The sequence below is a fragment of the Streptomyces sp. NPDC058637 genome, from assembly GCF_042717325.1.
GTDB lineage: Bacteria > Actinomycetota > Actinomycetes > Streptomycetales > Streptomycetaceae > Streptomyces.
Genome location: NZ_JBHXRD010000019.1, coordinates 93,105 through 116,463, shown reverse-complemented (window position 1 = coordinate 116,463; position 23,359 = coordinate 93,105). Strand labels below are relative to the sequence as shown.

The window sequence follows — 23,359 nt, the reverse complement described above, 5'->3', positions numbered from 1 at the left end:
GATCGTCCCATGGCAGTCACCGATGAGCAGAAGCAACGGCACCGCAGGCTGACGGCATGGCAGCGCTCCCACAGGGTGCTGGCCCGGGGGTCCGCGGACCACACGCTGGGTGAGCGGCTCGCCGCGCTGGCCGCCGACGCCGGCACGGTGCAGGACCTGGACGGCTGGACGGATGTGTACGGCGACGGGGTCGTCGCCGAGCTGGAGCGGCGCACGGCGGGCCTGCTCGGCATGGAGGCCGCGGCGTTCTTCCCGACCGGCACGATGGCCCAGCAGGTCGCGCTCCGGTGCTGGGCGGGGCGCACGGGCAGTCCGGTGGTGGCGCTGCATCCGCTCGCCCACCCGGAGGTGCACGAGCAGGGGGCGCTCGGGGCGGTGAGCGGGCTGCGCACGGTGCATCCGACGACCGCGCCCCGGCTGCCGACGGCGGCCGAGGTCCGGGACTTCCCGGAGCCGTTCGGCACCCTGATGCTGGAGCTGCCGCTGCGCGACGCCGGATTCGTCCTGCCGTCCTGGGAGGAGCTGGAGGCCGTGGTGGCCGCCGCGCGGGAGCGGGACGCGGTGGTGCACCTGGACGGGGCGCGGCTGTGGGAGTGCGGGCCGCACCTCGGACGCGGCCTGCCGGAGATCGCGGGGCTCGCCGACAGCGTGTACGTCTCGTTCTACAAGTCCCTGGACGGGATGTCCGGGGCGGTGCTCGCCGGTCCGGAGTCGCTGGTCGAGGAGGCCCGGACCTGGCGCCACCGGTACGGCGGGCAGCTCTTCCAGCAGTACCCGGCGGCGCTCTCCGCACTGCTGGGCCTGGAGCGGGAGCTGCCCAGGCTGCCCTCGTACGTCGCGCACGCGAAGGTGGTCGCCGCCGCGCTGGCGGAGGGCTTCCCGGACTCCTCGGTGCCGTGGTTCCGGGTGTGTCCCGAGCCGCCGCACACCCATCAGTTCCAGGTGTGGCTGCCGTACGGGACCGAGGTGCTGGACGAGGCGTCGGTGCGGCAGGCGGAGGAGACCGGGGTGACGCTCTTCCGGCGCTGGTTCGCGGGTCCCGCCGGGCCGCCCGGGGTGTCGTACACCGAGGTCACGGTGGCGGCGCCGGGGCTGGAGTGGACGGCGGGGCAGGTACGGGCGGCGGTGACGGAGTTCGTGGCGCGGCTGGGGTGAGTCGGCCGGTCCTGGCACGGCACGGCCCCCGGCCGGCCGGCGCCCCGGTCGTCCTCAGCCGCCGGGCCTGCGCGGTGCGGCGGCGGGGCGCCCGAGGAGGTGTCTGCGGAGGTCTCGCAGGACCTCCCGGTCGTGGCGGCCGGGCAGCGGCGGCGGCGGCTCGCCGTGCTGCGCCGCGCGATAGCTGTCGAGCATCTGCTGCTGAACGATGTCCATGCGTCCAGCCTGGACCCGTGGCCCCGGGGCCGCCCGTGGATTGACCGCCGCCGTCAATCGGCGCCGGGCCCCGTCCCCGCACCCCTCACTATGGAGGGGTGAGTGTGCACATCGACATCGCGGGCCTGCCCCCCGAGCGCATCTTCTTCGAGATATCCCCCCTCGCCGAGCTGGGGCTGGCTCTGCACGCGCTCTCCGAACCCGGGCACCACCCGGGCCTGCACGGCTGGGCGACCGCGACCGCCGCGGCGCTGGAGCCGGACCTCGCGGACCGGATGCACGAGGCGAATTTCCTCTGGCGGAACACCTTCTCCGATGTGTTCATGCCGTTCGCCGGTGTCCGCGGCGGCGACGGCAGGACCGGCGCGACCCTCGCCGAGGACCTGGACATCCTCGACCGGCTCGACGACGAGCGGTTCGTCGCCGCCGCCCTGGAGTTCACCTGTGCGAGCCAGTACGGGACAGGGGCGCCCTCCCCGCTGGCGGACGCCGCGATGCGCGACCGCGCACTGGACATGGCGGCGGCCCGGGGGCCGAAGCAGGTCGAGTTCACCCAGCAGCTGCTGGCCGACCCGGCTTCCGTACGCGGCTGGGTCAGGCGCCTCTTCGAGGACTGCGACGAGGCCTTCTTCGCGGACACCTGGCAGCGGGTCCAGGTCCAGCTGGCCGCCGACGCCCGGCACAAGACGGAGGTGCTGCGGCGCAAGGGCGTCGGACCGGCGATGGAGGCGGTGTCCGCCGCCCTGTCGCTGAACGAGGACGCGAGCAGGATCAGCGTCGACAAGCTGACCGTGGGCCGGACCGACGCCGCGGGTTCGGCGGCGGGCACGGGCCTCACCCTCATCCCGACCAGCTTCGGCTGGCCGCATCTGATGGTGCTGCACGCCCCGGGCTGGCGGCCGGTGATCCACTACCCGGTGCACCGGCCCGAGCTGCCCTCCCCCGCGTCCGTCGAGCTGCTCCAGCTCCGGATGGAGGCGCTGGCCCACCCGATGCGGATGCGCCTGTGCCGCAACCTGGCCCGTTCCCCGTACACCACGGGCGAGCTCGCCGATTCGCACGGCATCACGGCCCCCGAGGTCTCCCGCCACCTGGCGGTGCTCAAGAAGGCCGGCCTGGTCACCACACGGCGGCGCGGGCGCTACGTCCTGCACGCGCTGGACCTCACCGTGGTGGCCCGTCTGGGCAGCGACTTCCTGGAGGGCGTGCTGCGGTGAACGGCCGCGAGGCGGATACGCCTGAGATGCGTCCGGGTGCGGCGCGCGGCCGGCTGCCGGTGTCCGGTTCGACGGCGTGCCACGCCGACCCACCGATCCCGCCCATGGCCTGAGGGCCGGTCAGCCGGCCGGCCCGCACGGGCTCGGCGAGCAGGACCCGTCCGGGTCCGCCCCCGTCGAACGGCCCGCCGACCCGGCGGAGGGGGCCACGGGTCAGCCCGCGCCGCCACCGGCCCGGACCAGGCCCGTCTCGTACGCGAGGACGACCACCTGCACCCGGTCGCGCAGGCCCAGCTTGGTGAGGATGCGGCCGACGTGCGTCTTCACGGTCGCCTCGGACAGCACCAGACGGGCGGCGATCTCGCCGTTGGACAGGCCCTGGGCGACGAGCATCATCACCTCGCGCTCGCGCTCGGTCAGCTTCTCGACGTGCTTGTGGCGCGGCTCCTTCGTACTGCTCGGCAGCATCGAGGAGAACCGGTCGAGCAGCCTGCGGGTGGTGGACGGGGCCACCACGGCGTCGCCGCTGTGCACGGACCGGATCGCGGAGAGCAGCTCGGCCGGCGGCACGTCCTTGAGCATGAAGCCGCTGGCACCCGCCTTCAGACCGGAGAACGCGTACTCGTCCAGGTCGAACGTCGTCAGGATGAGCACCTTGGGCGGATCGGTCTGCGCGCAGATGCGCCGCGTCGCCTCGACGCCGTCCAGGCGCGGCATGCGTACGTCCATCAGCACCACGTCGACGGCGGTGGACCGCAGGACCTCGACCGCCTCCGCGCCGTCGCCCGCCTCGGCGACGACCTCCATGTCCGGCTGGGCGGCGAGCACCATCCGGAAGCCGGTGCGCAGCAGCACCTGGTCGTCGACGAGCATTACGCGGATCGTCATGACTGTCCTGTCCCTCGTGTCACTGGTTGGCGGGCTTGAGCGGGAGCAGTGCGCTGATCCGGAAGCCGCCCCCGGGGCGGGGGCCCGCGTCCAGCGTGCCGCCGACCATGCCGACCCGCTCCCGCATGCCGATCATCCCGTGTCCGGCGCCGTCGGCCCCGCCGTCCTCGTACAGCTCGTGCGCGGCTCCCCGGCCGTCGTCCTCGACCAGCAGCCCGAGCCCGTCGTCGAAGTAGACCAGCCGCACGCTGGCCCCGGCGTCCGGGCCGCCGTGCTTACGGGTGTTGGTGAGGGCTTCCTGGACGATGCGGTACGCGGTCAGTTCGACCCCGGTGGGCAGCGGGCGCGGGGTGCCCTCGATCTTGAAGTCGACGGCCAGGCCGGTCTGCCTGACCTGGTCCACCAGGTCCTCGATCTGCTCGACGTCGGGCTGCGGCACGTATTCGCCGCCCTCCCGGGTGTCGCCGGTCCGCAGCACCCCGAGCAGCCGCCGCATCTCGGCGAGGGCCTGGCGCCCGGTGCTGGAGATGGTCTCCAGTGCCTGCCGGGCCTGATCGGGGGACGCGTCCATGACGTAGGCGGCGCCGTCGGCCTGCACCACCATGACCGAGACGTTGTGCGCGACCACGTCGTGCAGCTCCCGGGCGATACGGGCGCGCTCGGCGGCGACGGCGACCTTCGACTGCGCCTCCCGCTCGCGCTCCAGCCGTGCGGCGCGCTCCTCCAGCTGGCTGAGGTAGGCCCGCCGGGTCCGCATCGAGTCGCCGAGCACCCAGGCGAGGACGAACGGCACGGTCATCACGACGACGACGAAGACCGACTGCGCCCAGCTGCCGGACGCCGTCTCCTCGGGCCAGCGCAGCTGCGAGAGGCCGGCCGCGCCCAGGCTGCACCCGAGGGCGAGCCGGGACGCCCAGCGCTTGCCGGCCATGGCCACGGTGTACGTGATCACCAGCATGGCGAAGTTCGCCGGACCGGGTTCCACCCCGAGCAGCAGCTGCGCGAGCCCCGTCAGGATCGTGAGCAGCAGCATCTTCTCCGGTGCGCGGCGGCGCAGCGCGACCACGACGCACAGGGCGACGGCGACCGGCAGCGCCGCCACGCGCGCCAGGCCGTCCTCGAACTGACCGGCCACGATGGACACGCCGGAGAGCCCGAGGAGGAAGACAGCCCAGAAGGTGTCGACGCCCGTCGGGTGTCTGCGGATGAAATCGTAGAGGCGCTGCACATTACCCAGCGTAGGGACAGCAGATCGGTGCCCGGGTCAGCCGAAGGGCCGATCCGGGTCCTGGGACCGTACTCCCCAAGGTGGAGACTTGCCTACGTGACGTATGACTGGCGCGGTTGGCGGGAAGCCGCAGAGACCGCTTTGTACGGGAACGAAGGCTTCTACCGGCGTCCTGAGGGCCCCGCGGGGCACTTCCGCACCTCGGTGCACGCGTCACCGCTGTTCGCGGCGGCCGTCGCCCGGCTGCTGGCCGGTACGGCGCGTGAGCTCGGCACGGACACGGTCGATCTGGTGGACGTGGGGGCGGGCCGGGGCGAGCTGCTGACCGGGGTGCTGGCCGCACTGCGCGCGGGGACCGCTCCGGGGCTCTCCGTACGGGCGTACGCCGTGGAGATCGCTCCCCGGCCGCCGGGCCTGGACCCGGACATCGAGTGGTCCGCCGAACTCCCGAAGGGCGTACGGGGACTGCTGTTCGCCAACGAGTGGCTGGACAACGTCCCGACGGAGGTCGCCGAGGCCGACGCGGACGGCGTGGCCCGCCACGTCCTGGTGCGCGGGGCCGACGGCACCGAGCGCCTGGGCGACCCGGTGACCGGGGAGGACGCCCGGTGGCTGAGCCGTTGGTGGCCGCTGACCCGGCCGGGCGACCGGGCGGAGATCGGCCGCCCGCGCGACGAGGCCTGGGCCCGCGCGGTCGCGTCCCTGACCGCCGGGACCGCGGTGGCCGTGGACTACGCCCATGTACGCACGTCGAGGCCGCCGTTCGGCACGCTGACCGGCTTCCGGGGCGGGCGCGAGGTGCCACCGGTGCCGGACGGGAGCTGCGACCTGACGTCCCACGTGGCCCTGGACGCGTGCGCGGCGGCCGTGGCGGGCGGCGTGGAGGCCGAGCTGCTGGACCAGCGGACGGCTCTGCGGGAGCTGGGCGTGAGCGGCGAACGGCCGCCGCTGGCCCTGGCGTCGCGGGACCCGGCCGGTTATGTGCGGGCCCTCGCGTCGGCGGGCGAGGCGGCGGAGCTGACGGCGCGGGGCGGGCTGGGGGACTTCGGCTGGCTGCGGCAACGCGTACGGCCGGGGCTCCGCCCCTGACCCGGTGGACGGCAGGGGGGATACTGTCCCGCATGACGGAGACGACGGTCGGCATCGGCGGCGCGGCAGAGAGCACCGACATGGTGCTCAACATCGGTCCCCAGCACCCCTCCACGCACGGTGTGCTCCGGCTGCGGCTCGTGCTCGACGGCGAGCGGATCCAGCAGGCGGAGCCGGTCATCGGCTATATGCACCGGGGCGCCGAGAAGCTCTTCGAGGCCCGGGACTACCGGCAGATCATCATGCTCGCCAACCGCCACGACTGGCTGTCGGCGTTCTCGAACGAGCTCGGGGTCGTCATGGCCGTCGAGCGGATGCTCGGCATGGAGGTCCCGGAGCGCGCCGTCTGGACGCGCACGCTGCTTGCCGAGCTGAACCGGGTCCTGAACCATCTGATGTTCCTCGGCTCCTACCCGCTCGAACTCGGCGGGATCACCCCGGTGTTCTACGCGTTCCGGGAGCGTGAGGAGCTCCAGGCGGTGATGGAGGAGGTCTCCGGCGGCCGGATGCACTACATGTTCAACCGGGTCGGCGGCCTCAAGGAGGACCTGCCCGCGGGCTGGCTCGGCCGGGCCAGGGACGCCGTGGCGTCCGTCCGCTCCCGGATGGACGTGTACGACCGGCTGGTCCTCGGCAACGAGATCTTCCGGGGCCGCACCCGGGGGGTGGGAGTGCTGTCCGCCGAGGCCGTGCACGCCTACGGGGTGTCCGGGCCGATCGCCCGCGCCTCCGGGGTCGACTTCGACCTGCGGCGCGACGAGCCGTATCTCGCGTACGGGGAGCTGCGGGACACGCTCGAGGTCGTCACCCGGACCGAGGGCGACTGCCTGGCCCGCTTCGAGTGCCTGCTGGAGCAGACGCACAACGCGCTGGACCTGGCCGACGCCTGCCTGGACCGGATGGCCGACCTGGAGCCCGGGCCCATCAACCAGCGGCTGCCCAAGGTGCTCAAGGCCCCGGAGGGCCACACCTACGCGTGGACCGAGAATCCGCTCGGCGTCAACGGCTACTACCTGGTGTCCACGGGTGAGAAGACCCCGTACCGGCTGAAGCTGCGCTCCGCGTCGTTCAACAACATCCAGGCACTCACCGAACTGCTGCCGGGCACGCTCGTCGCCGACATGGTCGCGATCCTGGGATCGCTCTTCTTCGTCGTCGGCGACATCGACAAGTAGCCGGCCGCCGCCAGGGCGCGCGAAAGCGCGGGCCTCGGCCGGCCGGGCCGGCCCTCAGGACGAGACCGCGCTGCGCAGGTCGACGACGTCCAACTGCTCGGTCTCGTCGTGGGCGGTCAGGTCGATGACCTTGCCGACGGCGCGGTTCCGGGCCGTGCCCGTGCGGTGCGCGGCCAGTGCCTCCTCGCCCACCACGTCCGCGAGGTCCTCGTTCTGCACGGACTCGATCGCGGCGTTCGCCTTCTGCGTACCGAAGAAGTCGAAGCTTCCCTGCGGGACGAGGTGGCGGCGGGCGGTGGCGTACGGGACGACGGCCGAAGCGGCGGGGATCGCACGGGGTGCGCGCGCGGGCGCGGCCGGCGGCTGAGGGGCCGGGAGGGCGGCAGCCGGGCGGCGGTGCTGCTCGGCACCCGCTCCGGCCGCCGCCGCGTGCTTCCCCTTCGGGCCTTCACCCTCCGAGTCCCGTTCGGCGGCCCGCTCGTCGAGATCGCGCCGTTTGGCCGGCCCGGCCGTGCGGCGCGCCTCCTGGAGCGCGGCGTTGCGGGGCAGGTCCCGTAGGGCCTGCGCGGCACGCAGGTAGGCGCCCGGCGTCGGCGTGGACCGCGCGGACGGCAGTTCCCGCGGTGCGGACGCCTCGATGGCGAGCTGCCTGCGACCCTCCAGCGCGCTGGCCCGCTCGGTCTCCGCGTTGGCGTACCGGCGCAGCAGCGCGGCGTGTTCGCCCCGCAGCCCGGCCAGCTCCACGCGCTTGCGGCGCAGCTTCGTCTCCAGCCGGGTGCGCAGCTCCCGCGACTCCTCGATGTCGGACTCGAGTTCGGCTATGCGCTCCTCGGTCTTCCACTCGTCGCCGGCCCGGGCACGGATCAGCTCCGCGACACGAATCCCCGCGGCCCGGTCCCAGCTGCGCATCAGATAGGCGCCGGTGAGAGCGGCGACCGCGGTGCCGGCCACCAGGCCGCGCAGAGCCAGGGGTTCCGCGAGGAACCAGGCTCCGGCGGCACAGACGACCGACACTCCGGCCACCACGGAGGGCGGCAGGATTCTGTGGAGGGGTGGCGAATGGCGGTGACGTCCACGTGGCATGGCTCGAAATTTACCGTGCGTGCCGGTCACTTGGGAGACCGCACGGCAATCTGTTCCCCGCCGGTTACCTTGCGGCCCCTCCAAAGGACCTTCCCTGTGACCTTTACTTCTTGATCAGCCCCTTCGACCGCAGATACTCCTTGGCCGCGTCGGCGGGCTTGGCGCGCTCCGCGTCGACCGAGCGGTTCAGTTCCGCGAGGTCCTGTGTGGTGAGTACGTCGGTGATCTTCCCGAGCGCCTCGGCGATCTCCGGGGCACCCGCGTCCTCGGCATTGAGCACCGGCAGGACGTTGTCGGCGTTCTGGAGCTTCTTGTCGTCCTCCAGGAACACCAGCCCGTAAGTGTCCAGCACCGCGTCGGTCGTCGTCGTGAGAACGAGCTGGTCCTTGCCGTCCTTGACGGCCTGCTTGGACTGCGGTGTTCCGACGCCCTTCGGGTCGATCCCGGTGACGTCGATGCCGTACGTCTTCTTCAGGCCGGGTGCGCAGAACGGGCGCACCTCGCACTCGTCGCCCGCCGCGATCTTCACTTTGATCTTCGACTTGCCGAGATCGGAAAGGGTCTTGAGGCTGTTCTTCTCGGCGAATTCCTCGGTCACCGCGAATGCGTTCTGATCGACCGCCTCGCCGGCCGGGAGAACCTTCAGCCCGAGGGGGGTCGCGAGCTTCTCCAGGGCGGCCACGGTCTGTGCCGTGTCCCCGGAGGCGACCGGCTTCTCCGCCGCCGCGTCGGCGCCGTTGACCTTGGCGTTGAGGAATTCCGCGAGGGTCGCCGCGTATTCGGGGACGACGTCGATCTCGCCCTTCTCCAGCGAGGGCTCGTACAGCTCACGGTTCTTCACCGTGGTGATCGAGGTGCTGTACCCGGCGTCGGCCAGGATCTGCGCGTACAGCTCGGCGAGCACCTTGGACTCGGTGAACGAGGCGGCGCCCACGACGAGCGAGCCCTTCCCGGAGTCCGCGCCCGCCTTCGGGCCGCCCTTGTCCTCCTCCAGGCTGTCGCCGCCGCAGGCGGCCAGCGACCCGGCCAGCGCGACCACTGCGACGACCGCACCGGCTATGCGTGAGGTTCTGCTCATGGTGTTCTCCGTCCACGAAAAAGGGGTGTGCACAGTCAGAAAAGTCCGCGCGTTCACAGGGCACGGCGGCGCAGCGGCGACAGCAGCCGGTCCAGGGCCACGAGCACGCCCTCCACCACCAGCGCCAGCAGGGCGACCAGCACTGCCCCGGCGAAGACCTGCGCGGTGTCGTAGGTGTTGAATCCGGCGGTGATGATCCGGCCGAGGCCGCCCAGGCCGACCATGGCGGCGATCGAGGCGGTGGCGACCACCTGGACCGCCGCGGACCGCAGCCCGGTCATGATCATCGGATAGGCCAGCGGGAGCTCGACCCGCACGAAGACCTGCCCGCCGGACATCCCCATGCCGCGGGCCGCCTCCAGCACCGACCGGTCCACCTCCCGCATGCCCACGTAGGCGTTGGTCAGCAGCGGCGGCACGGCGAACAGCACCAGGGCGATGACCGTGGGCAGATAACCGGAGTTGCGCAGCGGCGTCATCATGAGGAGCGCCAGCACCGCGAAGACCGGTATCGCACGGCCCACGTTGGAGATGTTGACCGCGAGGGCGCCTCCCTTGCCGATGTGGCCGAGGTAGAGCGCGAGCGGCAGGGCGATGGCGCAGGCGAGCGCGAGGGCGACCCCGCTGACGTACAGGTGCTCGCCCAGCCGGTGCGCGGCCCCGCCGTCACCCGACCAGTTGGCGCCGGTGGTGAGCCAGGTCCAGGCATCCCCGATGACTCCCATGGATCAGCCCGCCTCCGTCTTCGCCGCAGGGGGCCCCGCCATGCGGGTCCAGGGGGTGAGCAGGCGCTGCAGTCCGAGCAGGAGCAGGTCCGCCGCCACCGCGAGCAGCACACAGAGCACGGACGCGGTGAGCACCTGGGCCTTGAAGAAGCTGGGCAGCGCGTCCTCGATGAGATTGCCGAGGCCCCCCTTGCCCACGAGGGAGCCCACGGTGGTCAACGCGACCGTCGACACCGTGGCGATCCGCAGTCCGGCCATCATCGCGGGCAGCGCGAGGGGGAGTTCGACCTCCCAGAGGAGCCTGCCCGGTCCGTAGCCCATGCCTTCGGCGGCCTCCTTCGCCTCCTGCGGCACCGCTTCGAGACCGGCCAGGATGTTCCGTACGAGAATGGTCAGCGAATAGAGCACCAGGCCGGTGACGACCAGTGCCGCGGACAGCCCGAAAATCGGCAGCAGCAGCGAGAACATCGCCAGCGACGGCACGGTGTAGAGCACGGTGGTCAGACCCAGCACCGGGCCGGCGAAATATCTCCCGCGGCGTGCGAGCAGCGCGAGCGGGAATGCCACCACGAGCCCGATCAGCACGGAAGCCACGGTGATCCAGATGTGCTGGACGGTCGCATCGGCCAACTCCTGGCTGCGGGAGCGCAGATACTCCCCGCAGATCCAGTCGTTCGCCACCAGGCAGTTCCGCTCGGCCATCCGCCCCCACCTCCTGTTCACCGTGTGCTGCCGGTCCCGCATCCGATCTCAGGCGACCTTATCCTCGACCACTGACAATCTCCGAGGCCGTTGTATTCCAGCAACACGTCCTTCACAGAACCCGCGTCACAATGGGGAGTCATGATCCGTTTCGAGCACGTCACCAAGCGGTACGCCGACGGGACCACCGCCGTCGACGACCTTTCCTTCGAGGTCGCCGAGGGTGAACTGGTCACGCTCGTCGGACCTTCCGGCTGCGGCAAGACGACCACCATGAAGATGGTGAACCGGCTGATCGAACCGACCGAGGGACGGATATTCCTCGACGGGGACGACATATCCGCCATCGACCCCGTACAACTGCGCCGCCGTATCGGATATGTGATCCAGCAGGTCGGACTCTTCCCGCACAAGACGGTCCTGGAGAACACCGCGACGGTGCCCCATCTCCTGGGATGGAAGCAGAAAGAGGGACGGCGGCGTGCCGCCGAACTCCTCGATCTGGTCGGACTCGATCCGTCCGTTTATGGCGGCCGCTATCCCGAACAGCTCTCCGGCGGTCAGCGCCAGCGCGTCGGCGTGGCACGGGCCCTGGCCGCCGATCCGCCCGTCCTGCTGATGGACGAGCCTTTCGGCGCGGTCGACCCCGTCGTGCGGGAAAGGCTGCAGAACGAGTTCCTGAAACTGCAGGCGCAGGTCCGCAAGACCGTGCTGTTCGTCACACACGACATCGAGGAAGCCGTCCGGCTGGGCGACCGGATCGCGGTGTACGGGCAGGGCCGCATCGACCAGTTCGACTCCCCCGCCACCGTGCTCGGGGCTCCCTCGACGCCGTACGTCGCGGACTTCGTCGGAGCCGACCGCGGTCTGAAGCGGCTCTCGGTCACGCCCATCGAGGAGAGCGACCTCGACCAGCCGCCGGTCGTCCACCTCGACGACCCGCTGGCGACGGCGACCGCGCGGCTGCGGGCCGAGGGTGCCCGCTGGGCGGTCGTGCTGGACCGCGACGACAATCTGCACGGCTGGATCCCGGCGGGTGACGCGGCGTCGGTGACCGCGAAGGGCACGGTCCGCGACCACGCCCGGCGCATGGAGGCGTGGCTGCCGCTCGGCGCACCGCTCAAGCAGGCCTTCGCGACGATGCTCCAGCACGACGCGGGCTGGATCGCCGTCATCGACGAGGAGGGCGCCGGCCGCTTCCTCGGCGTCCTCACGCCGGCCCGGCTCCACGAGGCCCTGCGCCGGTCGATCGACGCGGACGCGCAGTCCGTCCCGCGTGCGGAGGTGGCGGTGGAGACCGTGGCGAAGGTCGCCGCGCCATGAGGTCCTGGCTCAACCCCTGGTGAGCCCGGGAGCTCAGCCACCGAGGTCCTGGCTCAACCTCGGTGAGCCCGGAGCTCAGCCACTCCAGGTTTGGAAAGGACCCCGCCGCCAGGTGACGAAGGTGTGCCCGCCGCTGTTCCGGCACGCCCGAGGACACCCGGTGAGGCCCATGAGCCGGATGAGCGTTCCGTGCCGGAAATTTCCGGAAGGAGGATGAACCCACTCCGTGGAAGCCCCGTCCTAGAGGGCGCACATCGTCCGCGGCGGCTTCGCCCGACGGGCTCAGGAATCTCTCGCGAAACCACGGGAAGCGATGTTCGGCACGGTGGACGGGGACGAATCAGGAACAGTTCCTCCTGTGGCACGCGGACGCGGGTTCCTTCGCGGGCCGCACTCGGCGTCCGTACCGGCGCTGGTGGCGGGCGTCTGCGCGGCGGCAGGCCTGATCGACCTCGCCGCCGGCGTATTCCCGCACTTCCGGCACAGCCGCGTACACACGATCGCCGAGGTACTTCCGGGTGCCCTCGGGCCGTTCGCCGCCGCGCTCTCACTCAGTTCGGGCATGCTGCTGCTCCTGCTGGCCCGCGGCCTCAAGAGGCGCAAGCGCCGGGCCTGGCGGGCCGCCCTGACCCTCCTGCCGGTGGGCGCCGTGGCGCAGTTCGCCTACCGCCAGTCCCTGATCGGCGTGCTGCTCCCCCTGGTGCTGTGCTTCCTGCTGGTGCGTCAACGGAGCGAGTTCGGCGCGCTCCCCGACCCGCGGAGCCGCTGGCGGGCTCTGGTCAACTTCGTCCTCCTCGGCGCGGGATCGCTCGCACTGGGTCTGGTCGTCGTCAGCGTCCACCCCGGCCGGGTCGTGGGGAACCCCGCCATCGTCGACCGGCTCCAGCACGTGCTGTACGGCCTGTTCGGGCTGGAGGGCCCCGTGGACTACACGGGGACGACCGCGTCGACGGTGACGTACTCCCTGGGCGCCCTCGGTCTGCTGACCGCGGTCACCACGATCTGTCTCGCCTTCCGCCCCGAACACCCCGCCGCACGGATGAGCCAGGACGACGAGGAGCGGCTGCGTGCCCTGCTCGACGAGCACGGGGGCCAGGACTCACCGGGGCACCTCGCGCTCCGCCGCGACAGCGGCACGGGCATCGTGTTCTCCCCCAGCGGCAAGGCCGCCGTCCGCTACCGCGTGATGTCGGGGGTGATGCTCGCCGTAGGCGACCCGATCGGTGACGTGGAGGCCTGGCCCGGCGCCATCGAGCGCTTCATGGACGAGGCCCGGGCGCACTCCCGGACCCCGGCGGTGATGGGCTGCGGCGTGGCCGGCGGCGAGGTGTGGACCCGCGAGACGGGACTGGCCGCGCCGGAGACCGGGGACGACACGGTGGTGGACGTCGCGGATTTCTCCCTGTCCGGGCGCGTGATGCGCGACGTGCGCCGGACGGTGAAGCGCGTCGAACGCAACGGCTACGAGACCCGGGTCCGCCGCGTCCACGACATCGGCACCGCCGAACTGGACCGCATCCGCCGGGCCGCCGCCGACTGGCGCGGCACCGACACCGGGCCCGGCTCCTCCACGGCGCTGGGCCGGATCGGCGACCCGGCGGACGGCGACTGCGTCGTCGCCACCGCCCATCTGGCCGAATCCGGCACGGAGGAATCCCCGTACGGCGATCTGAAGGCCGTCCTCCACCTCGTCCCGTGGGGCACCGACGGCCTCACCCTGGAGCTGATGCGACGCGACCGTGCCACCGATCCCGGCATGAACGAACTGCTGATCGTCGCCTCACTGCGGGCCGCGCCGAATCTCTCCGTCGCCCGCGTCTCGCTGAACTCCGGACTCCGCTCCGCCCTCGCCGGTGGCGAGCGGCTGGGAGCGGGGCCTGCGCCGCGCCGCCGGCACGGACTGCCGGTCTTCCTGTCGCGGTGGTTCCCGATCGACTCGCTGAACCGGTTCGACGCGAGGTTCCGGCCCGCCGGGGGCCCCGGTCCGTGGTCTTCCGCACCGGGCGGGACCTCCCCCGGGCCGGCCTCGCCGCGCTTCGTGCGGAGGGCTTCGTGACCCCCGCGCCGCCCCGGCCGTTCCGTTCCGGGCGCACCCTCCCGTGCGGCCACCGGCCCGCGCAGGGCGGTGGGCGCGGCGTCCGCGCGGCCTGACCGACCCGTTCGCGGGCCTAGGCTGGTCGTATGAGTACGTTGCGAGGACGGGGCACAGTGCGGGGCCTGCCGGAGTGGGACCGCTGCGCGGTCATGGGAGTCGTCAATGTGACGCCCGACTCCTTCTCGGACGGAGGTCACTGGTTCGACACCACGGCGGCGATCAAGCACGGCCTCGAACTGGTGGCCGAAGGGGCGGATCTGATCGACGTCGGCGGTGAGTCGACCCGCCCCGGCGCCAGCCGGGTGGACGAGACGGAGGAGTTGCGGCGGGTCATCCCCGTCGTGCGGGGTCTGGCCTCCGAAGGTGTCACCCTCTCCGTCGACACCATGCGGGCCCGGGTCGCCGAGCAGGCGGTCGCCGCGGGCGCGGCGCTGGTCAACGACGTGAGCGGCGGTCTCGCCGACCCGGACATGATCCCGGTCGTCGCCGCGGCCGGGGTGCCCTTCGTGGTCATGCACTGGCGCGGTTTCAGCGAGTCGATGAACAGCCGGGCGGTGTACGCGGACGTCGTCGCCGAAGTGGTCACGGAGCTCCGCGACCGCATGGACGCAGTGGTCGAGGGCGGGGTTGCCCCGGAGCAGGTGGTGATAGACCCGGGTCTGGGCTTCGCCAAGGACGCCGTCCACGACCTCTCTCTCGTCGCCCACCTCCCGCGGCTGCGCGAGCTCGGCCGGCCCCTGCTGGTCGCCGCCTCCCGCAAGCGGTTCCTCGGCCATGTCCTGGCCGGCGAGGGCGCGGCCCCACCGCCCGCGCGGGAACGGGACGCCGCCACGGCCGCGATCTCCGCCCTGTCGGCGAACGCCGGCGCCTGGGCGGTCCGGGTCCACGCGGTCCGGGCCACCGCGGACGCGGTGCGGGTCGCCCGCGCCGTCGAGGGAGCCGCGTGAGCTCCCCGCACGACGAGCACGAGGCGGCCGCCGCCGACATCCAGGCCGTCGAGCAGGCCAACACCGCCTTCTACGAGGCGATGGAACGCGGCGACTTCGATGAGCTCTCCGGTCTCTGGCTGCCGGGTGAGGACCTCACCGTCTCCTGCGTGCACCCGGGCTGGCCGGTGCTCACGGGCCGCGGTGAGGTGCTCCGGAGCTATGCGCTGATCATGGCGAACACCGAGTACATCCAGTTCTTCCTGACCGACGTCGGGGTCACGATGACCGACGACACCGCGCTGGTGACGTGTACCGAGAACATCCTCAGCGGTGGTCCGGCGGAGGAGGGCAACGCGCTCGGCCCGCTCGTCGGCCAGCTCGTCGTCGCCACCAACGTGTTCCGTCGCACGTCGGACGGCTGGAAGCTCTGGTCCCACCACGGATCACCCGTTCTGGCCGAAACCGGCGAGGAGGACGACGAGGAGTCGCCTTCCTGAGCGGGTAGGAGCCCGGCCGGGGTTGGACTCCCGGATCACGGGGTATACGCGGCTACCGGCCTCGTACCCGTCTCCACCCGCATCCCCCGCGGGCAGGAGCTGTCGGTGCTCGCGGGTAGATTCAAAAGACGGCACCTCTCCGCCCGCACGCGGCCGGGTGCCGCCGGACCGACGAACAGCAGGAGTGATTCGCGTGGATCGTGTCGCGCTGCGCGGCCTCAAGGCCCGTGGGCACCACGGCGTCTTCCCCCGGGAACGGGAGGAGGGCCAGACCTTCATCGTGGACCTGGTGCTCGGCCTCGACACCCGTCCCGCGGCAGCCGCCGACGACCTGACGAAGACCGTGCACTACGGGGTGGTGGCGGAAGAGGTCGTCGACGTCGTCAAGGGTGAGCCGGTCGATCTCATCGAAACCCTCGCGGAACGCATCGCGCAGCAGTGTCTCAAGCACGAAGGGGTCGAGGAGGTCGAGGTCGTCGTCCACAAGCCGGACGCGCCCATCACCGTCCCCTTCGACGACGTGACCATCACCATCATCCGGAGCCGAGCATGACTGCGTTTTCCACCGAGGGGCAGAGCGACCCGACCGTCCAGCCGGTGCCGGCCGCCGTCGTCGAGCAGGTGGACGCGGCGGACAGCACCCTCTCCAACCCCAAACGGGCCGTGATCTCCCTGGGCTCCAACCTCGGCAACCGGCTGGAGACCCTCCAGGGCGCCATCGACGCCCTGGAGGACACCCCCGGTCTGCGGGTCAAGGCCGTCTCCCCGGTGTACGAGACGGAGCCGTGGGGCGTGGACGCGGGCTCCCAGCCCTCCTACTTCAACGCGGTGATCGTCGTGAAGACGACCCTGCCGCCGTCCTCGCTGCTGGAGCGGGGCCAGGCCATCGAAGAGGCCTTCGACCGGGTCCGCGAGGAGCGCTGGGGGCCGCGCACCCTCGACGTCGACATCGTGGCGTACGCCGATGTGGTCTCCGACGACCCGCTGCTCACCCTTCCGCACCCGCGCGCCCACGAACGCGCCTTCGTCCTCGCCCCCTGGCACGACGTGGATCCCGAGGCCCAGCTGCCCGGCTCCGGCACGGTCGCCGACCTGCTGGCAGGTGTCGGCCGCGACGGGGTGCTCCCCCGGGCCGACCTGGAACTCCGCCTGCCCGAGTAGTCGTTAGGCTCAAGGACGGACGACACGGCAACGGCGGCGAAGGGCGGCACTCTCGGTGAAGCAACTACGGCTCGGGCTCCTGGCCGGACTCTTCGCCGGGGCCGGCGCGCTGTCCTGGGGCGGAGCCCGTCTCTGGGACTCCCTGGGTACGCTGCCGAGCGTGCCGCTGGCCGCACCCGTCGTGCTCGCGGTCATCGCCGTCGTGCTGCTCGCCACGGCCCTCTCGATCCGGGCCCGTCTGCGCGCCCAGCGGGAGCGCCGTCCGGGGGCGAAGGGCGTCGAGCCCCTGATGGCCGCGCGTGCCGTGGTCTTCGGCCAGGCGAGTGCCCTCGTCGCGGCCCTGGTCGCGGGGATGTACGCCGGTACGGGCGTCTTCCTGCTCAGCTTTCTCGACATCCCGCCCCGGCGTGACCAGGCCATCTACGCGGGCAGCGCGGTCGTGGCCGGTATCGCCGTCGTCGCCGCCGCGGTCTTCCTGGAGCGTGTCTGCAGACTCCCGGAGGACGGGGACGACGACAGGAGCAGGGCCATCGCCTAGCGGGGCCGTCCACCGCCGGAGCGACCCGCCCCACCGGGGCCGTCGAGGTCGCGGGCGGCAGCGGACCGCACCGCCCGCCCGTCCGCACCTCCCCGGTGGCGATCCCGCGGTCCGTCCGGCCCGCGACGTCCGGGCGCGTCCCGCGCCCGCTCAGCGCGCCATGATGAGGCTCATCGCCTCCGCACGTGTGGCCGGGTCACGCAGCTGGCCGCGGACGGCGGACGTGATCGTCTTGGCTCCGGGCTTACGGATGCCACGCATGGACATGCACATGTGCTCGCACTCGATCACCACGATGACCCCGCGCGGCTCCAGGATGGCCATCAGGGACTCGGCGATCTGCGTGGTGAGCCGCTCCTGGACCTGGGGGCGCCTGGCGTACACGTCGACCAGCCGGGCCAGTTTGGACAGCCCCGTGATCTTCCCGCTGGTCGCCGGGATGTATCCGACGTGCGCGACACCGCGGAACGGAACCAGGTGGTGCTCACACGTGCTGAACACCTCGATGTCCTTGACCAGCACCATCTCGTCGTGGCCGAGGTCGAACGTCGTCGTCAGAACGTCCTCGGGCTCCTGGTGGAGGCCCGCGAATATCTCCTTGTACGCGCGTGCCACCCGACCCGGCGTCTCCCGCAGCCCTTCCCGGTCCGGGTCCTCCCCGACCGCGATGAGGAGTTCACGTACGGCGGACTCGGCCCGCTTCTCGTCGAATACGCCGATCGAACCCTGCCCGTCGAGCGTCACCGGGTCGGTCATCTGTGCCTCGTTCCTCTGTGCTGTCACCTGCTCAGACCCGCCCGGACATCCCAGAGGAACGGCAGGCATGGCGCAGGCATACGAAAAAGCCGCGCCCCCACAGGCTAGAACCTGGGGGGCGCGGCATCCATTCCGGGCCCGGTGGAGCCCCATGACAGGGACCCACACCGGATCGGGCTGGGGGGCTAGCTCTCGGGTCGCTCCTCCGGAAGGGCTTCCGTGGACGTACCGAGGTCCTTCGACGTGATGTCCTTCGGAGCGATCTCCGCGGGGGTGGCCGAGCCGTTGGCGGTGGTGGCGCCGTTGGTGAGGGCCAGCTCCTTCGGAGAGAGCACCGGCGGACGCGTCGAAGGCGTGCGCAGGGCCGAACCGGTCCACGCCGGACGGGCCGGACGCTTCACGATCGGGGCGAAGATCTCGGCGATCTGGTCCTTGTTGAGCGTCTCCTTCTCGAGGAGTTCGAGGACCAGGGCGTCGAGGATGTCGCGATTCTCGACGAGAATCTCCCACGCGTCGTTGTGCGCGGTCTCGATGAGCTTCTTGACCTCTTCGTCGACGAGCGCCGCGACCTCTTCCGAGTAGTCGCGCTGGTGGCCCATCTCCCGGCCCACGAAGGGCTCGGTGTTGTCGCCGCCGAACTTGATCGCGCCGAGGCGCTCGGTCATGCCGTACTGCGTGACCATCGCGCGGGCCGTGGCAGTGGCCTTCTCGATGTCGTTCGCGGCACCGGTGGTCGGGTCGTGGAAGACCAGCTCCTCGGCGGCGCGCCCGCCCAGCATGTATGCCAGCTGGTCGAGCATCTCGTTGCGCGTCGTGGAGTACTTGTCCTCTTCCGGGAGCACCATCGTGTAACCGAGGGCACGGCCGCGGGAAAGGATCGTGATCTTGTGGACCGGGTCCGACTGGGGTGAGGCCGCCGCGACCAGGGCGTGTCCGCCCTCGTGGTACGCGGTGATCTTCTTTTCCTTCTCGGACATGATCCGGGTCCGCTTCTGCGGACCCGCCACGACGCGGTCGATGGCCTCGTCGAGCATGCTGTTGTCGATCAGCTTCTTGTTGCTGCGCGCCGTGAGGAGCGCCGCTTCGTTCAGCACGTTCGACAGATCGGCACCGGTGAAGCCGGGCGTACGACGGGCGACCGCGTTGAGATCGACGTCGGGCGCGACCGGCTTGCCCTTCTGGTGCACCTTGAGGATCTCCAGGCGGCCCTGCATGTCCGGCCGGTCGACGGCGATCTGCCGGTCGAAACGTCCGGGACGCAGCAGCGCCGGGTCCAGGATGTCCGGGCGGTTCGTGGCGGCGATCAGGATGACGCCGCCCTTCACGTCGAACCCGTCCATCTCGACGAGCAGTTGGTTGAGCGTCTGCTCGCGCTCGTCGTGACCGCCGCCCATGCCGGCACCACGATGCCGGCCGACCGCGTCGATCTCGTCGACGAAGACGATCGCCGGAGCGTTCGCCTTGGCCTGCTCGAAGAGGTCACGGACACGGGAGGCACCGACACCGACGAACATCTCGACGAAGTCGGAACCGGAGATCGAGTAGAACGGAACGCCCGCCTCACCCGCGACCGCGCGAGCGAGCAGGGTCTTGCCCGTACCGGGCGGCCCGTACAGCAGGACGCCCTTGGGGATCTTGGCGCCGACGGCCTGGAACTTCGCCGGCTCCTGGAGGAATTCCTTGATCTCGTAGAGTTCCTCGACGGCCTCGTCCGACCCCGCCACATCGGCGAAGGTCGTCTTCGGCGTGTCCTTGGTGATCAGCTTGGCCTTGGACTTGCCGAACTGCATGACCTTGGAACCGCCACCCTGCATCTGGTTCATCAGAAACAGGAAGACGACGACGATCAGGACGAAGGGCAGCAACGAGAGGAGGATCGAGACGAACGGGGACTGCTTCGACGGCGAGACGGTGTAACCCTTCTCGATGTCACCGCTCTCGAACTTCTGCTGCAGCGTGTCGGCCAGCTCGACGCCCTGGTTGCCGATATAGCTCGCCTGGAACTTGCTTCCGGACTCGCCCTTGAGCTTCTGGCCGTCCTTCAGCTCGATCTTGAGAATCTGTTCGTCACCGGTGGTCAGCTTGGCCTGCTCCACCTGGTCCTTGCTGATCGCCTGGATCACCTTGCCGGTGTCCACCGTCTTGTAGCCGCCGGACGAGCCGACGACCTGCATCAACACGACCACGGCGAGGACGGCCAGCACGATCCACATGACCGGCCCACGGAAGTATCGCTTCACGTCCATCCATACGGAGCGAAGTCGCCCCGTCCCTCCTGCCCGTAGGTAAATGCTGCTGTGAGAAAAGACTGTTCTTCGGACGGTACCCCAGCATTGTCACCCGCGACCGCAGGGGACGTCTGACAAACCCGCCTTCGAAGGCTCCAACGGCGGGAGGGCTGTGAGGGTTCCCCGGAGTCCGGCCGGGTTCGGCCGGCCCCCTCGGGGCGGGTGTCAGCCGCCGTAGACGTGCGGGGCCAGCGTGCCGACGAAGGGGAGGTTGCGGTACTTCTCCGCGTAGTCCAGCCCGTAGCCGACGACGAACTCGTTGGGGATGTCGAAGCCGACCCACTTCACGTCGATCGCGACCTTCGCGGCGTCCGGCTTGCGCAGGAGTGTGCAGACCTCCAGGCTCGCCGGCTCACGCGAACCGAGGTTGGTCAGCAGCCAGGACAGCGTCAGACCCGAGTCGATGATGTCCTCGACGATCAGGACGTGCTTGCCCTTGATGTCGGTGTCGAGGTCCTTGAGGATCCGTACGACGCCCGAGGACTGCGTCCCCGCGCCGTACGAGGAGACGGCCATCCAGTCCATCGTGACGGGGGTGGACAGCGCGCGCGCCAGATCCGCCATGACCATCACCGCGCCCTTGAGCACGCCGACGAGAAGCAGGTCCTTGCCCGCGTACTCCGCGTCGATCTTCGCGGCCAGCTCGACGAGCTTCGCGTCGATCTCTTCCTTGGTGAGGAGCACCGACTGAAGGTCGGTACCCATGTCCTTCTCGTTCACCCGCGTCTCTTTCTCTGCCTGCCGGACCCGGGCTTCCCCCGGGCCGGACGGGCCGTCTCGCCTGCACGTCAGCCGCTTGCGCTTCAGCTCTGCCGAATCACCAGTCTGCCACCCTGCCGCCGTGCCCCGACGCGGCCGGGCAGGTTGATGGCCCCCTGGCCGCGCCAGCCCGTGATGAGCCGGTCGACTTCCTCGATGTGCCGGGCGAAGAGCGAACCGGCGGGGGATCCGGCGTCGATGAGGGCGCGTCGCAGTACCCGGCGGCGTACCGCGGGCGGGAGGACCGAGAGCTTGGCGCACTCCAGGCGTCCGTCGTCGTCGCGCACCGAGCGGGCGGCCTCGGCGGCCCAGGTGTCGAGGGCGTCGGCGTCGTCACGGGATAGCTGGGCCGTGCGGGCGAGGGCTTCGACGACACCCTTGCCCAGCGCCTTCTCCAGGGCGGGCAGGCCCTCGTGGCGCAGCCGGGAGCGGGTGTAGGCGGGGTCGACGTTGTGGGGGTCGTCCCAGACGGGGAGCGACTGGACCATGCAGGCCTTGCGGGCGGTCTGCCGGTCGAGCTGGAGGAAGGGGCGGCGGTAGCGGCCCTCCGGGCCGGAGGCGGCGGCCATCCCGGAGAGCGAGCGGATGCCGGAACCGCGGGCGAGACCGAGGAGGACGGTCTCGGCCTGGTCGTCGCGGGTGTGGCCGAGGAGGACCGCGGCGGCGCCGTGGCGCTCGGCGGCGGCGTCCAGCGCGGCGTAACGGGCCTCGCGGGCGGCGGCCTCGGGCCCGCCTTCGCGGCCGACTTGGACGGCGACCGCCTCGACCGGGTCGAGCCGCATCTCGGCGAGGCGGGTGACGACCTCGCCCGCGCGGAGACCGGAACCGGGCTGGAGATTGTGGTCGACGGTGATCCCGCCGGCCCGGACGGGAAGCTTGCGCGACTCGAAGGCGAGGGCGGAGGCGAGCGCCATGGAGTCGGCGCCCCCGGAGCAGGCGACGAGCACGAGCGGGGTGCCTGGCCGTTCGGGGAGCGCGCCCCGTCGTGCGCCGGCGCCTGCTTCGGCGAACTCGGCGCGGTCGGCCTGTTCGGTGTCGCGGTTGTATTCGGTGACGACGTCGTGGAGTACGCGGCGGACCGCCAGGCGTATCGCCGCGACCGCAGGATGGGGACCCATGTCCGGTGCCCTTCGGATGGAGTTCTGGGGGGTGTGCCTCGGAGTACCGGGACGGAGTCCCGTCACTCAGAGTGCGTCGATGGTGACAGAGCCGAGCTGTCCATCGAGCATTGCACGCCTTCCCGTGCCCCTATGGTCCCTCGGATGGGTGATTGGAGAGGCGTTCTCCTGCCGTCGTGCGGGCCGTGATCATGAATCTGTCCTACGGTGCACCCTCGCGACCCAGTCCGCGGGGGCGGCGATCTCCGCCTTGGTGGGAAGGGTGTTGGGAGAGGTCCACACCCGGTTGAAGCCGTCCATGCCGACCTCGTCGACCACGGCCCGCACGAACTTCTCGCCGTCGCGGTACTGCCGCAGCTTGGCGTCGAGGCCCAGGAGCTTGCGCAGCGCCAGGTCGAGTCGGCTCGCGCCGCGCGCCCTGCGCTGCTGGAACTTCTCCCGGATCTCGGCGACGGAGGCCACCACGTCGGGGCCCACCCCGTCCATCACGAAGTCCGCGTGCCCTTCGAGCAGGGACATCACGGCGGTGAGGCGGCCGAGGATCTCGCGCTGCGCGGGTGTCTGGACGATCTCGACGAGGCTGCGCCCGCCGTCGTCGCCGTCCTCGCCCCGCTCGCCCTCGGGGCGGCTGCCCCCGGAGAAGGACTGGGCGGCCTCCCTGAGGCGTTCCAGGACCGTCGTCGGGTCGACGTCGGTCTCGTCGAGGAACGACTGGATCTCGCCCTGCAGATGGTCGCGGAGCCATGGCACGCCGGTGAACTGGGTGCGGTGGGTCTCCTCGTGGAGGGCCACCCAGAGCCTGAAGTCATGCGGTTCCACGTCGAGTTCGCGTTCGACGTGGACGATGTTGGGGGCGACCAGCAGCAGTCGGCCGCCGCCGTTGGCGGAGGCCGGGAGCTCGCGGCTGGCGGGGGCGAAGGTCTCGTACTGTCCGAGGACCCGGGAGGCCAGGAACGACAGCAGCATGCCCAGTTCGACGCCGGTCACCTTGCCGCCGACCGCACCGAGCACGGCGCCGCCGGGGCCGCTGCCCCGCCGGTCCTGCATCTTCCCCAGCAGCGGGCGCAGCAGCTCACGGAAGCCCGCGACGTTGGCCCTGATCCAGCCCGCCCGGTCGACGACCAGGACCGGGGTGTCCTCGGGTTCGTGCCCCTCCGGGATCATCCGGGTGAACGAACGGACATGCTCCTCGGAGGCCTTGGCATGCCGTCGGAGTTCCGCGACGACGGCGCGGGCCTCCTCGCGGCTGATCTCGGGACCCGGCCGCACGAGCCGGGTCGCGGTCGCGACCGCGAGATTCCAGTCGACCATCTCGGCACCACCGACGCTCGTCATGCGT

General features: G+C 71.3%; 22 protein-coding genes and 1 pseudogene. 11 read left to right on the top strand and 12 right to left on the bottom strand.

All coding sequences use genetic code 11. The annotated features are described in order from the left end of the window. The first annotated feature begins 9 nt into the window (after positions 1–9). Positions 10–1,155, top strand: a complete 1,146-nt coding sequence (locus ACFWVP_RS20700; protein WP_384498550.1) for a threonine aldolase family protein — start codon at positions 10–12, stop codon at positions 1,153–1,155. Between the two features lie 54 nt (positions 1,156–1,209). On the opposite strand, the gene ACFWVP_RS20695 is transcribed toward ACFWVP_RS20700, so the two are convergent. Next, positions 1,210–1,371, bottom strand: coding sequence for a hypothetical protein (locus ACFWVP_RS20695; RefSeq protein WP_384498548.1), 162 nt, complete (start codon positions 1,369–1,371; stop codon positions 1,210–1,212). Positions 1,372–1,475: 104 nt separating this feature from the next. Between ACFWVP_RS20695 and ACFWVP_RS20690 the strand changes: the two genes are divergently transcribed. Then, positions 1,476–2,588 (top strand): DUF5937 family protein, encoded by a 1,113-nt coding sequence (locus ACFWVP_RS20690; protein WP_384498612.1) that lies wholly within the window; start codon positions 1,476–1,478, stop codon positions 2,586–2,588. Positions 2,589–2,801: 213 nt separating this feature from the next. Here the strand turns inward: ACFWVP_RS20690 and ACFWVP_RS20685 are convergent, their stop codons facing one another. Continuing rightward, entirely contained in the window at positions 2,802–3,476 is a 675-nt protein-coding gene (locus ACFWVP_RS20685) for a response regulator (RefSeq protein WP_384498546.1), read from the bottom strand. A 19-nt stretch (positions 3,477–3,495) separates the two neighbouring features. Beyond that, positions 3,496–4,704, bottom strand: coding sequence for a sensor histidine kinase (locus ACFWVP_RS20680; RefSeq protein WP_384498544.1), 1,209 nt, complete (start codon positions 4,702–4,704; stop codon positions 3,496–3,498). A gap of 96 nt (positions 4,705–4,800) precedes the next feature. On the opposite strand from ACFWVP_RS20680, the gene ACFWVP_RS20675 reads away from it, so the two are divergent. Next, positions 4,801–5,793 carry an SAM-dependent methyltransferase gene (locus tag ACFWVP_RS20675; RefSeq protein ID WP_384498541.1) on the top strand — a complete coding sequence of 331 codons (993 nt, stop codon included), beginning with the start codon at positions 4,801–4,803 and terminating at the stop codon, positions 5,791–5,793. A gap of 32 nt (positions 5,794–5,825) precedes the next feature. Further along, positions 5,826–6,968: an NADH-quinone oxidoreductase subunit D gene (locus tag ACFWVP_RS20670; protein ID WP_384498539.1), complete on the top strand. Its 1,143-nt coding sequence runs from the start codon at positions 5,826–5,828 to the stop codon at positions 6,966–6,968. Between the two features lie 54 nt (positions 6,969–7,022). Here ACFWVP_RS20670 and ACFWVP_RS20665 read toward each other — a convergent pair whose 3' ends face one another. The 4 genes from ACFWVP_RS20665 to ACFWVP_RS20650 all read right to left on the bottom strand — a co-directional run bounded on the left by ACFWVP_RS20665 (position 7,023) and on the right by ACFWVP_RS20650 (position 10,556). After that, a complete protein-coding gene (locus ACFWVP_RS20665; protein ID WP_384498537.1) occupies positions 7,023–8,051 on the bottom strand; it encodes a hypothetical protein in 1,029 nt (342 codons plus the stop codon). 103 nt (positions 8,052–8,154) lie between these two features. Then, positions 8,155–9,129: an ABC transporter substrate-binding protein gene (locus ACFWVP_RS20660; protein ID WP_384498536.1), complete on the bottom strand. Its 975-nt coding sequence runs from the start codon at positions 9,127–9,129 to the stop codon at positions 8,155–8,157. Between the two features lie 53 nt (positions 9,130–9,182). Beyond that, positions 9,183–9,854: an ABC transporter permease gene (locus ACFWVP_RS20655; RefSeq protein ID WP_384498531.1), complete on the bottom strand. Its 672-nt coding sequence runs from the start codon at positions 9,852–9,854 to the stop codon at positions 9,183–9,185. Between the two features lie 3 nt (positions 9,855–9,857). Then, positions 9,858–10,556, bottom strand: coding sequence for an ABC transporter permease (locus tag ACFWVP_RS20650; protein WP_384498529.1), 699 nt, complete (start codon positions 10,554–10,556; stop codon positions 9,858–9,860). Between the two features lie 141 nt (positions 10,557–10,697). Between ACFWVP_RS20650 and ACFWVP_RS20645 the strand changes: the two genes are divergently transcribed. From ACFWVP_RS20645 to ACFWVP_RS20615, 7 genes and pseudogenes are all read left to right on the top strand, one after another. Continuing rightward, on the top strand, positions 10,698–11,879 hold the full coding sequence (locus ACFWVP_RS20645) for a betaine/proline/choline family ABC transporter ATP-binding protein (protein WP_384498528.1): 1,182 nt from the start codon (positions 10,698–10,700) through the stop codon (positions 11,877–11,879). A gap of 313 nt (positions 11,880–12,192) precedes the next feature. Beyond that, positions 12,193–14,030, top strand: a pseudogene (locus ACFWVP_RS20640) (phosphatidylglycerol lysyltransferase domain-containing protein). A gap of 93 nt (positions 14,031–14,123) precedes the next feature. After that, a complete protein-coding gene (folP, locus tag ACFWVP_RS20635; protein WP_384498610.1) occupies positions 14,124–14,921 on the top strand; it encodes a dihydropteroate synthase in 798 nt (265 codons plus the stop codon). Next, complete coding sequence (locus ACFWVP_RS20630) at positions 14,918–15,400, top strand: nuclear transport factor 2 family protein (protein WP_384498526.1); 483 nt, start codon at positions 14,918–14,920, stop codon at positions 15,398–15,400. Before folP ends, ACFWVP_RS20630 begins: the two co-directional genes overlap by 4 nt. A 193-nt stretch (positions 15,401–15,593) precedes the next feature. Then, complete coding sequence (gene folB, locus ACFWVP_RS20625) at positions 15,594–15,953, top strand: dihydroneopterin aldolase (RefSeq protein WP_384498525.1); 360 nt, start codon at positions 15,594–15,596, stop codon at positions 15,951–15,953. Continuing rightward, positions 15,950–16,561: a 2-amino-4-hydroxy-6-hydroxymethyldihydropteridine diphosphokinase gene (folK, locus tag ACFWVP_RS20620; protein ID WP_384498523.1), complete on the top strand. Its 612-nt coding sequence runs from the start codon at positions 15,950–15,952 to the stop codon at positions 16,559–16,561. Before folB ends, folK begins: the two co-directional genes overlap by 4 nt. Positions 16,562–16,616: 55 nt before the next feature. Beyond that, positions 16,617–17,099 (top strand): DUF3180 domain-containing protein, encoded by a 483-nt coding sequence (locus tag ACFWVP_RS20615; protein ID WP_384498522.1) that lies wholly within the window; start codon positions 16,617–16,619, stop codon positions 17,097–17,099. A gap of 150 nt (positions 17,100–17,249) precedes the next feature. On the opposite strand, the gene folE is transcribed toward ACFWVP_RS20615, so the two are convergent. The 5 genes from folE to ACFWVP_RS20590 all read right to left on the bottom strand — a co-directional run bounded on the left by folE (position 17,250) and on the right by ACFWVP_RS20590 (position 23,355). Beyond that, on the bottom strand, positions 17,250–17,855 hold the full coding sequence (gene folE / locus ACFWVP_RS20610; RefSeq protein WP_384498520.1) for a GTP cyclohydrolase I FolE: 606 nt from the start codon (positions 17,853–17,855) through the stop codon (positions 17,250–17,252). Between the two features lie 185 nt (positions 17,856–18,040). Next, positions 18,041–20,101 carry an ATP-dependent zinc metalloprotease FtsH gene (gene ftsH / locus ACFWVP_RS20605; RefSeq protein WP_384498518.1) on the bottom strand — a complete coding sequence of 687 codons (2,061 nt, stop codon included), beginning with the start codon at positions 20,099–20,101 and terminating at the stop codon, positions 18,041–18,043. 207 nt (positions 20,102–20,308) lie between these two features. Continuing rightward, positions 20,309–20,848 (bottom strand): hypoxanthine phosphoribosyltransferase, encoded by a 540-nt coding sequence (gene hpt / locus ACFWVP_RS20600; protein WP_384498516.1) that lies wholly within the window; start codon positions 20,846–20,848, stop codon positions 20,309–20,311. 98 nt (positions 20,849–20,946) lie between these two features. Next, entirely contained in the window at positions 20,947–22,020 is a 1,074-nt protein-coding gene (tilS, locus tag ACFWVP_RS20595) for a tRNA lysidine(34) synthetase TilS (protein ID WP_384498514.1), read from the bottom strand. Between the two features lie 189 nt (positions 22,021–22,209). Further along, positions 22,210–23,355: a zinc-dependent metalloprotease gene (locus tag ACFWVP_RS20590; protein ID WP_384498513.1), complete on the bottom strand. Its 1,146-nt coding sequence runs from the start codon at positions 23,353–23,355 to the stop codon at positions 22,210–22,212. Positions 23,356–23,359: the final 4 nt, after the last annotated feature.

Excerpts from the sequence above, each read along its gene's own strand:
- ACFWVP_RS20695 (WP_384498548.1), bottom strand. The coding sequence starts at position 1,371 with ATGGACATCGTTCAGCAGCAGATGCTCGACAGCTATCGCGCGGCGCAG.
- ACFWVP_RS20655 (WP_384498531.1), bottom strand. The coding sequence starts at position 9,854 with ATGGGAGTCATCGGGGATGCCTGGACCTGGCTCACCACCGGCGCCAAC.
- folP (WP_384498610.1), top strand. The coding sequence starts at position 14,124 with ATGGGAGTCGTCAATGTGACGCCCGACTCCTTCTCGGACGGAGGTCAC.
- ACFWVP_RS20700 (WP_384498550.1), top strand. The coding sequence starts at position 10 with ATGGCAGTCACCGATGAGCAGAAGCAACGGCACCGCAGGCTGACGGCA.
- ACFWVP_RS20670 (WP_384498539.1), top strand. The coding sequence starts at position 5,826 with ATGACGGAGACGACGGTCGGCATCGGCGGCGCGGCAGAGAGCACCGAC.
- tilS (WP_384498514.1), bottom strand. The coding sequence starts at position 22,020 with ATGGGTCCCCATCCTGCGGTCGCGGCGATACGCCTGGCGGTCCGCCGC.
- ACFWVP_RS20660 (WP_384498536.1), bottom strand. The coding sequence starts at position 9,129 with ATGAGCAGAACCTCACGCATAGCCGGTGCGGTCGTCGCAGTGGTCGCG.
- folK (WP_384498523.1), top strand. The coding sequence starts at position 15,950 with ATGACTGCGTTTTCCACCGAGGGGCAGAGCGACCCGACCGTCCAGCCG.
- folE (WP_384498520.1), bottom strand. The coding sequence starts at position 17,855 with ATGACCGACCCGGTGACGCTCGACGGGCAGGGTTCGATCGGCGTATTC.
- ACFWVP_RS20645 (WP_384498528.1), top strand. The coding sequence starts at position 10,698 with ATGATCCGTTTCGAGCACGTCACCAAGCGGTACGCCGACGGGACCACC.
- ACFWVP_RS20590 (WP_384498513.1), bottom strand. The coding sequence starts at position 23,355 with ATGACGAGCGTCGGTGGTGCCGAGATGGTCGACTGGAATCTCGCGGTC.
- ftsH (WP_384498518.1), bottom strand. The coding sequence starts at position 20,101 with ATGGACGTGAAGCGATACTTCCGTGGGCCGGTCATGTGGATCGTGCTG.
- hpt (WP_384498516.1), bottom strand. The coding sequence starts at position 20,848 with ATGGGTACCGACCTTCAGTCGGTGCTCCTCACCAAGGAAGAGATCGAC.
- ACFWVP_RS20665 (WP_384498537.1), bottom strand. The coding sequence starts at position 8,051 with ATGCCACGTGGACGTCACCGCCATTCGCCACCCCTCCACAGAATCCTG.
- ACFWVP_RS20650 (WP_384498529.1), bottom strand. The coding sequence starts at position 10,556 with ATGGCCGAGCGGAACTGCCTGGTGGCGAACGACTGGATCTGCGGGGAG.
- ACFWVP_RS20685 (WP_384498546.1), bottom strand. The coding sequence starts at position 3,476 with ATGACGATCCGCGTAATGCTCGTCGACGACCAGGTGCTGCTGCGCACC.